The 13036-nt window shown below is 72.4% G+C and carries 7 protein-coding genes; 4 read left to right on the top strand and 3 right to left on the bottom strand.

Going from position 1 to position 13036, the window contains the following annotated elements; all coding sequences use genetic code 11:
• Position 1: 1 nt before the first annotated feature.
• Positions 2 to 1195 carry a phosphatidylserine/phosphatidylglycerophosphate/cardiolipin synthase family protein gene (locus ACIBG4_RS25570; protein ID WP_397203949.1) on the top strand — a complete coding sequence of 398 codons (1194 nt, stop codon included), beginning with the start codon at positions 2 to 4 and terminating at the stop codon, positions 1193 to 1195.
• Positions 1196 to 1270: 75 nt separating this feature from the next.
• Here ACIBG4_RS25570 and nadE read toward each other — a convergent pair whose 3' ends face one another.
• On the bottom strand, positions 1271 to 2095 hold the full coding sequence (gene nadE / locus ACIBG4_RS25565) for an ammonia-dependent NAD(+) synthetase (protein WP_397204001.1): 825 nt from the start codon (positions 2093 to 2095) through the stop codon (positions 1271 to 1273).
• A 490-nt stretch (positions 2096 to 2585) separates the two neighbouring features.
• Here nadE and ACIBG4_RS25560 point away from each other — a divergent pair, with 490 nt between their 5' ends.
• The gene (locus tag ACIBG4_RS25560) at positions 2586 to 8054 is read left to right on the top strand and encodes a carboxyl transferase domain-containing protein (protein WP_397203948.1); all 5469 of its coding nucleotides are present in this window, start codon (positions 2586 to 2588) and stop codon (positions 8052 to 8054) included.
• Between the two features lie 27 nt (positions 8055 to 8081).
• Here the strand turns inward: ACIBG4_RS25560 and ACIBG4_RS25555 are convergent, their stop codons facing one another.
• Positions 8082 to 8807 (bottom strand): alpha/beta fold hydrolase, encoded by a 726-nt coding sequence (locus ACIBG4_RS25555; protein WP_397203947.1) that lies wholly within the window; start codon positions 8805 to 8807, stop codon positions 8082 to 8084.
• 199 nt (positions 8808 to 9006) lie between these two features.
• On the opposite strand from ACIBG4_RS25555, the gene ACIBG4_RS25550 reads away from it, so the two are divergent.
• The gene (locus ACIBG4_RS25550; protein WP_397203946.1) at positions 9007 to 9960 is read left to right on the top strand and encodes an alpha/beta hydrolase; all 954 of its coding nucleotides are present in this window, start codon (positions 9007 to 9009) and stop codon (positions 9958 to 9960) included.
• Between the two features lie 72 nt (positions 9961 to 10032).
• On the top strand, positions 10033 to 10662 hold the full coding sequence (locus tag ACIBG4_RS25545; RefSeq protein ID WP_397203945.1) for an alpha/beta hydrolase family protein: 630 nt from the start codon (positions 10033 to 10035) through the stop codon (positions 10660 to 10662).
• On the opposite strand, the gene ACIBG4_RS25540 is transcribed toward ACIBG4_RS25545, so the two are convergent.
• Positions 10585 to 12918, bottom strand: coding sequence for an ATP-binding protein (locus ACIBG4_RS25540; protein WP_397203944.1), 2334 nt, complete (start codon positions 12916 to 12918; stop codon positions 10585 to 10587). The genes ACIBG4_RS25545 and ACIBG4_RS25540 overlap by 78 nt on opposite strands.
• Between the last annotated feature and the right edge of the window lie 118 nt (positions 12919 to 13036).

Genomic DNA, 13036 nt, shown 5'->3' with positions numbered 1-13036 from the left:
GATGTCAGGCAAGGTTCTGTCCATGCTGGCGGCCGGAGCAGTCACGGCCACGGCCGCGTTAGCGGGCGCCCCCGTGGCGAGCGCCGAGAGCGCGATCGCCTCGGCCTGCACCGACACGCCGGTGACCAGCGGCGCGGTCTTCAACCAGCCGGTGGGCGGGGACCCGGCCGCCCTCGTGCGCGAGCTGTGCGGCCTGGTCCGCCAGGCGCCCGCCGCCTCCCGCATCCAGCTCGCCCACTTCGTCATGTCCGGCGCGGCCGGCACCGGCTTCGCCGACGAGCTGATCAGCGCCCACCGGCGCGGCGTGGACGTCCAGGTGATCCTCGACGGCGACACGCGCGGGGCGGGCGTGGCGGGGCGGCTGTCGGCCGAGCTGGGCACCGACACCTCCGCCGGCTCCTGGGTGCACGTGTGCACGGGCCCCCCGTCCGGCGGCACCGCCGCGTGCATCGGCGACAAGGGCCAGCACAACAAGTTCTACCTGTTCTCGCGGACCGGCGACGTCTCCGACGTGGTGGTGCAGTCCTCGGCCAACCTGACCGACCTCAACTCCTCCACGTACTGGAACAACCTGGTCGTCCTGCCCGGCAACAAGCGGCTGTTCGCGGCCTACAGCGGCTACTTCGCCGACCTGGCGGCCGAGCGCAAGAACCTCGACTACTACCGTGTCACCACCACCGGCGGGCCGGGCGGTTCGGTACGGGCCCACTTCTTCCCCCGTGCGGGCACGGACGCCGGCACCGACCCCATCGTGGACTACCTCGGCAAGGTGTCCTGCCGCGGCGGCACGACCATCCGCGTCGGCATGTCGGAGTGGGACACCTACCGCATCGCGATCCCCGAGAAGCTCCGGAGCCTGGCCGCCCAGGGCTGCACGGTCCGGATCGTCTACGGCATCATGGACGAGGAGGTCAAGAGCCTGCTGCTGGCCGAGCCGAGGATCGAGCTGCGCACGCTGGGCGACGGCGGCGCGCTGCCCGGCCGCGTCCACTCCAAGTACCTCCTCGTCGAAGGCTCCTTCGACGGCGACCGCGACGCCCGCTGGGTGTTCACGGGCAGCCACAACTACAACGAGACGTCGCTGCGCCGCAACGACGAGACGCTGCTGCGGCTCAACGACAGGAGCGTCTACCGGCAGTACGTGGACAACTTCGAGCGGATGCGCGCGGTGGCCCCCCTCGCCACCGCCTCCTGACCCCTGCCACCGGTCACCGACGTCCCGGGCGGGACGTGTCCCGGCCCGATCGCCCCCTGATCGCGGCCCCGCGGATCAGCGGGCCGTTCCGGGGGCGATCGGCGGCTGCCGCTTGTGCTCGGTGAGCCGGTAGCGGGCGGCGATGGCCGCGAAGGCGGCCTCGCCGACCGGCTTGCCCTCCAGGAAGTCGTCGATGTCGTCGTAGGTGACGCCGAGCGTCTCCTCATCCGGCTTGCCCGGGTTCAGGGTCTCCAGGTCCGCCGTCGGGGTCTTCCAGACCAGCGCGGACGGCGCGCCCAGGGCCTCCGACATGGCCCGTACGCGCCGCTTGGTCAGGCCGGTGAGCGGGACCACGTCGGCCGCGCCGTCGCCGAACTTGGTGAAGAAGCCGGAGACCGCCTCGGCGGCGTGGTCGGTGCCCACCACCAGGCCGGCGTGCGCGCCCGCCACCGCGTACTGGGCGATCATGCGCTGCCGGGCCTTGATGTTGCCGTGCACGAAGTCCTGCTGGTGGTCGTCGCGGAAGACCATGCCGCCGGCCAGCAGCGCCTGCAGCGCGGCGTCGGCCGCGGACTTCACATCGACGGTCAGGACCTGGTCGGGCCGGATGAACTTCAGCGCGAGCTGCGCGTCCTTCTCGTCGGCCTGGGCGCCGTACGGCAGCCGCATCGCGAAGAACGTCGCCTCACCGCCGGCGGCACGGACCCGCTCGACCGCGAGCTGGCACAGCCGGCCCGCGGTCATGGAGTCCACCCCGCCGCTGATGCCCAGCACCAGCGAGCGCAGGCCCGTGGAGGTCAGCTGATCGGCGAGGAAGGCCACCCGGCGCTCGATCTCCTGCCCCGCGTCGAAGGTCGCGCTCACCTGGAGATCCCGGGCGATCCCCTGCTGCAGGGACATGGACGCCAGGTCGGTCACGGTCGCTCCTCGGTCGTGCTCGTGCTCGTGGTGGGGGCCACGGACGCGTGTGGGACGCAAAGCACTCTAGAGGACGGCCGTGCGGCCGTGCTCGGGGCGCCCCCGCACCTGAGGGCCGCGCCACGCCCGTGCGGGATCGCCGCAGGCGTCAGGCGATGTCGAGCCCGAGCCCGCGGCGAGCAGTCACTCACCGACGCGGTCGCCGCCTACGAGCGCGTCATGCTCCCGCGCGGCCTCGACGCCGTCGACCACTCCCTCCGGATGGCGAGTCAGACCCTCGGCAGGACGTTCTGACCACGATCACGGGGGCGAGCCGGCGCGGTTTTGGTGGTTTTCCCACAACTCGGGACGCGTAACGTGCGCTGTCTGCGACATGGCGGTGCCCACCCGGTAGAGGGAAGGGTGGAGACTACCGGGGGGGGCCGCCGCGTCGCGGCGCGCACATCATTGGTCTACAGGAGGGCTCGGTCGGGTGTTCAGTCGTGTCGCCATCGTCAACCGTGGTGAGGCCGCCATGCGGCTCATCCACGCCGTCCGGGACGTCGCCGCGGAGACCGGGACACGGATGGAGACCGTCGCCCTGCATACCGACGTGGACCGCACCGCCACGTTCGTGCGCGAGGCCGACATCGCCTACGACCTCGGCCCCGCCTCCGCCCGGCCGTACCTCGACCTGAAGGTCCTGGAGCGCGCCCTGGTGGAGACCGGCGCCGACGCCGCCTGGGTCGGCTGGGGCTTCGTCGCGGAGGACCCGGCGTTCGCCGAGCTGTGCGACAAGATCGGCGTCACCTTCGTCGGGCCCAGCGCGGAGGCCATGCGCAAGCTCGGCGACAAGATCGGCGCGAAGCTGATCGCCGAGGAGGTCGGCGTGCCGGTCGCGCCGTGGAGCCGCGGCCCGGTCGAGACCCTGGACGCCGCCCTGGCCGCGGCGGCCGGGATCGGCTACCCGCTGATGCTGAAGGCCACCGCCGGCGGCGGCGGGCGCGGCATCCGCGTGATCACCGACGAGGCCGAGCTCGCCGACGCCTACGAGCGCACCAGTCAGGAGGCCGCGCGGGCGTTCGGCAGCGGCGTCGTGTTCCTGGAGCGCCTCGTCACCGGCGCCCGGCACGTCGAGGTCCAGGTGATCGCCGACGGCGAGGGCACCGCGTGGGCGCTCGGCGTCCGCGACTGCTCGATCCAGCGGCGCAACCAGAAGGTCATCGAGGAGTCGGCGTCCCCGGTGCTCAGCCCCGTGCAGACGGCCGAGCTCAAGGCGGCGGCCGAACGCCTGGCCATCGCCGTCGGCTACCGCGGCGCGGCCACCGTCGAGTTCCTCTACCACCCCGGCGACAAGCAGTTCGCCTTCCTCGAAGTCAACACCCGCCTGCAGGTCGAGCACCCCATCACCGAGGTCACCACCGGCTTCGACCTGGTCAAGGCACAGCTGCAGGTGGCCTCCGGCGGCAGGCTCCAGGGCGAGCCGCCGCTGGAACGCGGACACGCCATCGAGGCCCGCCTGAACGCCGAGGACCCCGACCGCGACTTCGCGCCCTCCCCCGGCCACATCGCCCGCCTCGACCTGCCCGCCGGGCCCGGCATCCGCGTCGACACCGGCGTCAGCGAGGGCGACACCATCCCCGCCGACTTCGACTCCATGATCGCCAAGATCATCGCCTACGGCCGCGACCGCGACGAAGCCCTCGGCAGGCTGCGCCGCGCCATGGCGCAGACCACGGTCATCATCGAGGGCGGCGCGACGAACAAGAGCTTCGTGCTCGATCTGCTCGACCAGCCCGAGGTCATCGACGCCAGCGCTGACACCGGCTGGATCGACCGCGTCCGCGGCGAAGGCCGGCTCGTCTCCCACCGCCACTCCGCCGTCGCGCTGGCCGCCGCCGCCATCGAGGCGTACGAGGAGGAGGAACGCGTCGAACGGCAGCGGCTGCTGTCGACCGCGTTCGGCGGACGCCCCCAGGTGCAGCACCAGAGCGGCCGGCCGCTCGGCCTCAAGCTGCGCGGCGCCGCCTACCGCGTCCGCGTCGCCCGGGTCGGCGCGCACCGCTTCCGCGTCGGCGTCGAAGCCGGCGACGACGTCCGCATCGCCGACGTCGAGCTCGACCGCTTCGACCGGCACACCGGCCAGATCATCGTCAACGGCACCCGCTACCGCCTGCTCACCGGCACGCACGGCCCCACCCACCTGGTCGAGGTGGACGGCGTGACCCACCGGATCAGCCGCGACGAGGGCGGCGTCGTCCGCTCACCCGCACCCGCGCTCGTCGTCGCCACCCCGCTGCAGGTCGGCGCCGAGGTCGAGGCCGGCGCGGCGGTGCTGGTGCTGGAGAGCATGAAGATGGAGACCGTGCTGCGGGCTCCGTTCAAGGCGCGGCTGACCGAATGCGTCGTGTCCGTCGGCAGCCAGGTGGAGACCGGCGCGCCGCTGCTGCGCCTTGAGCCGCTCGGCGACGACACCGAGGCCGCCGCCGGCTCCACCCACTCCGTCGAGCTCGACCTGCCGGCCGCGCCCGGCGAGATCCCGGCGCGCCGCCGCGCCACCCGCGGCCAGGAGGATCTGCGCAGCCTGCTGCTCGGCTTCGACGTCGACCCGCACGACGAACGCCGGCTCCTCGACGACTACCTCACCGCCCGCAAGGCGGCCACCGACGACGGCCACCGGCCGCTCGCCGAAGAGCTCGAACTCATCGACGTCTTCGCCGACCTCGCCGAGCTGAGCCGCAACCGCCCGGCAGGCGAGGACATCGGCGGCGACGGCGGCAACAGCCACGTGCACAGCCCCCGCGAGTACTTCCACACCTACCTCCAGAGCCTCGACGTCGAACGGGCCGGCCTGCCGCAGTCCTTCCAGGCCAAGCTCGCCAAGGCACTCAGCCACTACGGCGTCACCACCCTGGAGCCCTCCCCCGAGCTCGAAGCCGCGGTGTTCCGCATCTTCCTCGCCCAGCAGCGCGCCGCCGCCGACGCCACCGTCATCGCGACGCTGCTGCGCGCCTGGCTGCGGGAGGCGCCGCCGGACGAGGCGCTGCGCGAGCCCGCCGGCCTCGCCCTGGAGCGGCTCGTGGCCGCGACGCAGGTCCGCTTCCCCGTGGTGGCCGACCTCGCCCGCGGCGTGGTGTTCGCCTGGTTCGCCCAGCCGCTGCTGCGCCGCAACCGCGCCAGCGTCTACGCCCAGGTCCGCAAGCACCTGCGCCACCTGGACGCCCACCCCGACGCGCCCGACCGCGCCGAGCGCGTCGCCGAGATGGTCCGCAGCACCGAACCGCTGGTACGGCTGCTCGGCCAGCGGCTCATCCGCGATGACCTCGACAACGCCACCATGCTGGAGGTGCTGACCCGGCGCTACTACGGCAACAAGGGCCTCACCGGCGTCCGCACCAGCCAGGTCGCCGGCTGCACGTTCGTGGTCGCCGAGCGCGCCGGCTCGTGCGTCGTCTCCTCCGCGGTCGGCTTCGAAGCGCTGGGCGACGCCCTGCGCGGCCTGGCCGAGCTCGCCGACGGCGAGGACGCCATCGACGCCGACATCTACCTCGCCTGGGAGAACCAGCCGCAGGACTCCGACGCGATGGCGGCCGCCCTGCACGAGGTCGTCAGCGCCCACCCGCTGCCCAGCCAGGTCCGCAGGCTCACGACCACGGTCGCGGGCAGCCGCGGCGCGGTGATGCACCACCACTTCACCTTCCGCCCCTCGCCCACCGGGATGGCCGAGGAGCGGCTCATCCGCGGCCTGCACCCGTTCATCGCCCAGCGCATGCAACTGGAGCGGCTGAGCAAGTTCGACCTCACCCGCCTGCCGTCCTCGGACGAGGAGGTCTACCTCTTCCAGTGCGTGGCCCGGGACAACCCCTCCGACGACCGTCTCGTCGCCTTCGCCCAGGTACGCGACCTGACCGAGCTGCGCGAGCACGACGGCCGGCTGGTGGCGCTGCCGACCGCCGAGGACACCATCGCCTCCTGCCTCGACTCCATCCGCCGCGCCCAGGCACTGCGACCGTCCGCCAGACGCTTCAACACCAACCGCATCGTCGTCTACGTCTGGCCGCCGATCGACATCACCCGCGCCGAAGTGGAAATGATCGCCGGACGCGTGCGCCCCACCACCGCGGGCGCCGGGCTGGAGGAGATCCTGTTCATCGCGCGCCAACGCGACCGCAGGACCGGCGAGCTGACCAAGGTCGCCGTCCGCATCTCCTTCGACGCCGCCGGCGGCACCGAGCTGACCATCGGCGAGCCGTCCGACGAGCCCGTCGAACCTCTCGACGACTACCGGCAGAAGGTGCTGCGCGCCAGCAGCCGCAACACCGTCTACCCGTACGAGCTGACCGGCCTGCTCGGCGACTTCACCGAGCACGACCTCGACGACCAGCACGCGCTGGTGCCGGTCGACCGGCCCAAGGGGCGCAACACCGCCGCCCTCGTCGCCGGCGTGGTCACCACGCCGACCCCGCGCCACCCCGAGGGCGTCACCAGGGTCGTGCTGCTCGGCGACCCGACCAAGTCACTCGGCGCCCTGTCGGAGCCCGAGTGCCGCCGCGTGATCGCCGCCCTGGACCTCGCCGAACGGATGCGCGTGCCGCTGGAGTGGTACGCCCTGTCCTCCGGCGCCCGCATCTCCATGAAGTCCGGCACCGAGAACATGGACTGGGTCGCCGCCGCGCTCAAGCGGATCGTCGAGTTCACCCAGGACGGCGGCGAGATCAACATCGTCGTCGCGGGCATCAACGTCGGCGCCCAGCCCTACTGGAACGCCGAGGCGACGATGCTCATGCACACCAAGGGCATCCTCATCATGACGCCGGACTCGGCGATGGTCCTCACCGGCAAGCAGGCACTCGACTTCTCCGGCGGCGTCTCGGCCGAGGACAACTTCGGCATCGGCGGCTACGACCGGGTCATGGGCCCCAACGGGCAGGCCCACTACTGGGCGCCCAACCTGACCGCCGCGCGCCACGTCCTCATGTCGTACTACGACCACACCTACATCGCACCCGGCGAGCACGCACCACGACGGGCGACCACCACCGACCCCGTCAACCGCGACATCTCCGACTTCCCGCACGCCCTGGACGGCAGCGACTTCACCGCCGTCGGCCAGATCTTCTCCCCCGAGGCCAACCCCGACCGCAAGAAGCCCTTCGACATCCGCACCGTGATGCGCGCACTGTCCGACCAGGACCACCCCGTGCTGGAACGCTGGGCGGGCATGGCCGACGCCGAGACCGCGGTCGTCCAGGACGTCCACCTCGGCGGCATCCCCGTCTGCCTGCTCGGCATCGAGTCACGCTCCGTGCCGCGACGCGGCTTCCCGCCCACCGACGGCCCCGACACCTACACCGCCGGCACCCTGTTCCCCCGCTCGTCCAAGAAGGCCGCCCGAGCGATCAACGCGGCCAGCGGCAACCGGCCCCTCGTGGTGCTGGCCAACCTGTCCGGCTTCGACGGCTCACCCGAGTCGATGCGCAAGCTGCAACTGGAGTACGGCGCCGAGATCGGCCGCGCGATCGTGAACTTCCGCGGCCCCATCGTGTTCTGCGTCATCTCCCGCTACCACGGCGGCGCGTTCGTGGTGTTCTCCAAGGCGCTCAACCCGAACATGACCGTGCTCGCCCTGGAAGGCTCCTACGCCTCCGTCCTCGGCGGCGCCCCGGCCGCCGCCGCCGTCTTCTCCGGCGACGTCAACGCCCGCACCGCGGCCGACCCCCGCGTACGCGACCTGGAGGCCCGCGTCGCGGCCGCCTCCGGAGCCGACCGCGCCGCCCTCACCGCCGAGCTGGACGAGCTCCGCTCCTCCGTCCGCGCCGAGAAGCTCGGCGAGGTGGCCGCGGAGTTCGACCGCGTGCACAACATCCGGCGCGCGGTCGAGGTCGGCTCCGTCGACGCCGTCATCAGCGCCGCCGAGCTGCGCCCGCGGATCATCGAGGCCATCGAGTCCCGCCTGCGCTGACGGTAGGAGACAGGAACGCCGGCGTGTTCAGGCCGAGACGGCCCGGACCGCCTCCCGGATCACGCCGGCGACCTCCTGGGGACGGGACACCGCGATCGCGTGCGAGGCGCCCGCCACCTCGACGACCGTCGCCCCCGCCCGCTCCGCCCCGAACCGCTCCACCTCGGGGTTGATCGCCTGGTCGGCGCCGGCGACGATCGCCCACGAAGGCTTCGCCCGCCAGGCCGCCGTACTCGCGGCCTCGGCGAACGCCCCGCCCGCCAGCGGCCGCTGCGTCACCGCCAGCACCCGGGTCACCTCCGCCGGCACATCCGCGGCGAAGATCTGCGGGAACGCCTCCGGAGCGATCGTGAACTCCACGGCGCTCCCGCCGCCCTCCACCGGGTACGAAGTCTGCCGCAGGTTCGCGCCGAGCGGCGAGTCGGCGAAACGCCCCTGCAGCTCGCCCAGGCTCTCGCCGTCCTCGAGCACGTACGCGGCGACATAGACCAGACCCACGACGTTCTCCGCCGCGCCGGCCACGGTGATGACCGCGCCGCCGTACGAGTGACCGACCAGCACGACCGGACCGTCGATCTGCGCCGCCACCGAGGCGACATACGCCGCGTCGGCCGCCAGGCCACGCAGCGGGTTGGGCGGCGCCACCACGGGCACGCCATGCCCCTGCAGCTCGGCGATGACGCCGGACCAGCTGCCCGCGTCGGCGAACGCGCCGTGCACGAGGACGACCGTCGGAATGGTGCTCTGCGTCATGAGAATGCTCCTTGTCGGAAGATGTCAGGTGTTCTGCGGCGATCCCAGCACGCCACGAACAGCCGGCACGAGGCGAAACCACACTTCTGCCTGCCGTTCTGCCTCGTCCTCGCCGGCGCTGGTTGCTTGGATGTGCGAAGGACGGCATCCCCCCACCGCGCCACAGCCTCGCCCTTTCCCACCCATCCTTGGAGCCATCGTGAACAAGCCCGTCCTCGAACCCGCCGCCCAGGCCTTCGCCGAGGCGACCGCCCAGCCGCCCTACCTCTTCCAGCTCACGCCGCAGGAAGGCCGCAAGGCCGTCGACGACGTCCAGTCCGGCCCGGCCGACAAGCCCGCCGTCGACGAGGAATGGATCACGGTCCCCGGCGGCCCCACCGGCGAGGTCAGGGCCCGCATCGTCAGGCCGGCCGGCGCCACCGGCGACCTCCCCGTGATCATCTACATCCACGGCGCCGGCTGGGTCTTCGGCAACGCCCACACTCACGACCGGCTCGTCCGCGAGCTCGCCGTCGGCACCGGCGCGGCCGTCGTCTTCCCCGAGTACGACCTCTCGCCCGAACACCGATACCCGGTGGCGATCGAGCAGAACTGGACCGTGGCCCAGTGGATCGTCGCCGAGGGCGCCTCCAAGGGCCTGGACCCCGCACGCATCGCGGTGGCCGGCGACTCCGTCGGCGGCAACATGACAGCCGCACTGACGATCATGGCCAAGCAGCGCGGCGGCCTGCCGCTGCGACAGCAGGTGCTCTTCTACCCGGTCACCGACGCCGCCTTCGACACCGACTCCTACCACCAGTTCGCCGAAGGCTACTTCCTGCGCCGCGACGGCATGCAGTGGTTCTGGGACCAGTACACCACCGACGAGACCCAGCGGGCCGAGATCACCGCCTCCCCCCTGCGCGCCACCACCGCCGAGCTGACCGGCCTGCCCCCGGCCCTGGTCATCACCGGCGAGGCCGACGTCCTCCGCGACGAGGGCGAGGCGTACGCCGGCAAGCTGCGCACCGCCGGGGTGCCCGTCACCGCCGTCCGCTACCTCGGCATCATCCACGACTTCGTCATGCTCAACGCGCTGCGCGAGACGCACGCCGCCGAGTCGGCCATCGAGCTGGCCGTCACCACGCTCCGCCGGGCCCTCACCGACAGCTGAGGCCAGTCCGTACGGGGCCGCCGTGGTGCGGCGGCCCCGTACGGACCGCCTCCCCACCCAGGACGTCACACCGTGCCCCAAGTCCCCGTCCTCTTCCTCCCCGGCCCCTGGCGGCCACCCACCGGCTGGGGCCGCTGGGCCCCCGTGTTCGAGGAAGCCGGATACGCCGCCCTCACCCCACCGGCCCGAGCGGATCTCACCGACCTCACCGCCCTCATCAGCCGGCTCGAACGCAGACCCGCCATCATCGGCCACTCCACCGGCGCGCTGCTCACCCAGGTCCTCGCCGGCCGCGGCCTCGCCGCGGCCTCCGTCGCCGTCAGCCCCACCCGCGAAACCCCGCCACCCGGCTACGACCGGTTCCGCCACGCCTTCGCCAACGCCGTCCACGAGCAGGAAGCCGAGCGGCTGTACGAGACGCTCCACACCCCCGCGACTCGACCGCGCCACCCCTGGACCGAACCGGACATCCACCACACGGCCCACGACCGCGGCCCGCTACTGATCATCACCGGCGAACTCGACCGCACCGCACCCTGGCCCCTCGCCCACGCCACCTACCAGAATCACGCCCGCAACCGGCACCACCTGACCGAGATCATCGAAATGCCCGGCCGCGGCCACTCACTGACCGTCGACAGCGGCTGGCGCGAGGTCTGCGGCACCGCCCTGACCTTCATCCAGCGCTTCATGGACCCCTGACCGCAGCTGATCGAGCTCCCTGACGACCCGCGCCGCCCGCGCCGTGTCACCAGCCCCCTCGTACAGCTCCACCGCCTCCCGGAACGCCTCCCGAGCCTCCTCCACCTCCCCCAGCCGGACCAGCGCCTTGCCCAGATTCAGCAGCGACACCGCCATGGCCCGCACGATCGGCCGCCCGCGCAACTCCGACAACGCCTGCCGATAATGGTCGGCGGCCTCCTGCCAGCGGCCGAGCTCCAGGTAACCGTCCCCCACCAGATCCAGCGCCGCGCCCACGGCATGGCTCACGATCGCCGGCGACCCGCCGAACGCCGGATCACGCAGCCGCTCCACCACCGCCAGGCTGTGCCGCACGGACTCCTCCACCCGGCCGACCCGCCGCAGACAGTTCCCCACGCTCACCATGGCGTGCGCGTACCCCTCCGTGTCCCCCGCCTGCCGGAAGCACTCCACCGCCTGCCGCGTATAGCCCAGCGCGACCTCCAGGCTCGGCTCGTCGTCACGCGCCCACGACGCCCACGCGGCATAGACCAGAGCCCACCCCTGCTGACGCACGTCACCGACCTCACGGGCCAGCTCCAGGGCACGCAGAGCGGTCGCCTCCGCCTCCGCGTGACGCGCCTGACAGTACGTCCGCGCCCACGACAGATAGTTGAGATGCGCCGCCTCCTGCGCACGGTCCCCCATCGCACGAGCGGCCCCGGCGGACAACTCGAACACCTCCGGCCAGTGCCCCCAGTGCATCCACAGGTCCGAGAACCAGTGCATCGCCCCGGCCACCTCGACGACCCGCGCGTTCTCCCCGACCCGCGCCGCCTGCCGCAAGGCCGCCAGCCACGCCTCACCCTCCAGCTGCAGCCACTCCTGCGCCTCCTGCGAGCTGTCCAGCGCCACAGGAGAACTCCACTCCAGCGGCGGCGCACCATGATCCGGCTCGAACCAGCGCCCGGCGACCGTCGCCACCTCCAGCAACCAGTCGTCCATCCGCCGCCGCGCCTGCCGCTGAGCCACGATGGACTCCTCCTCCGACAACCGCGCACGCGCGAACAGCCGGACCAGATCATGGAAGCGGTAACGACCGGGATACGGCGACAGCAACAGACCGCAATCCACCAGCTCCTCCAGAGCGTCCTCCGCCTCCCCCGGACCCAGCTCGGCCAGGACGGCCGTCATCGGCACCCCGAAATCCGGCGCCACGGCCAACGCCAACCGCCGGAACACCCGCCGAGCCTCCACGGAGAGCTGCCGATACGACAGCGCGAACGCCGCCGCCACCGACAGATCCCCGGCGGCCAGGGACTCCACCCGCCGTCCCTCATCACCCAGCCGCGCGGCCAGGTGCCCGACCGTCCACCCCGGCCGGCTCTGCAACCGATTCCCAGCGATACGCAACGCCAACGGCAGATTCCCGCACAGGCTCGCCACCCGCGCCACGCCCTCCGACTCCGCCCCCGCACGCCCCTCACCCACGATCGCGCTCAGCAGCGCCACCGCCTCCTCGGACGCCAGATGCGCCAGCGGAATCTGATGCACACCCTCCAGCCCCGCCAACGGCCGCCGGCTGGTCACCAGCGCCATCACCGGACCATCCGAAGGGAGCAGCGGCCGCACCTGCCCCTCATGCGCCGCGTTGTCCAGAACGATCAGGCACCGCCGCTCACGCAGCAGAGCACGGTAATGACCCGCGCGGTCCTCCTCATCGGCCGGGATGCGCCGCTCCGTCACCCCCAGAGCCTTGAGCAACCGCGACAACACGGTCCCCGAGTCCAACGGAACCGGGTCCATCCCCCGCAGATCCACATAGAAGCACCCGTCGGGGAACAGGTCCGCCAACTCCCCGGCGGCCCGCACGGCCAACGCCGTCTTCCCGATACCGGCCGCCCCCGAAACGGCCGCCACGACCGCGGTCCTGCCCTGACCCGCCGCCTCCGCCCACTCGCGCAGCAGGGCCAACTCCCGCACCCGCCCGGTGAAGTCCCCCACGCCACGCGGCAACTCACACGCGCCCGGCGCGCCGGCCTCCTGACGAGGCCGGCCGGCACGCGCCGCCTCCGACAACGCCGTCCGCTGCGCGTCGTCGAGCCGGAGCGCATCGGCCAGCGCCTCCACGGTGCGCCGCTGCGGCCCCCGGCTCGCGCCGCGCTCCATGTCGCCGATGGCCCGAACGCTGACGCCGGACGCGTGGGAGAGCTCCTCGATCGTCAGCCCGCCCGTATGACGCAAACTCCGCAGCAACGTGCCGAACGACTCCGCCACTCGTCTCCCTCGCCCTTGGGTCCACCGGCCGCCGGCTCAACCCACCCAAAACGCCGCATATCACCCTATCCGGCCTGCTGAGAGCTCACCGTCGCTGTTCTTGGTTGTGTGCTGTGAC

The sequence above is a fragment of the Nonomuraea sp. NPDC050383 genome, assembly GCF_044459125.1.
Taxonomy (GTDB): domain Bacteria; phylum Actinomycetota; class Actinomycetes; order Streptosporangiales; family Streptosporangiaceae; genus Nonomuraea.
Note: the sequence above shows the minus strand (reverse complement) of the source record. Positions and strands in the feature narration are given on the sequence as shown.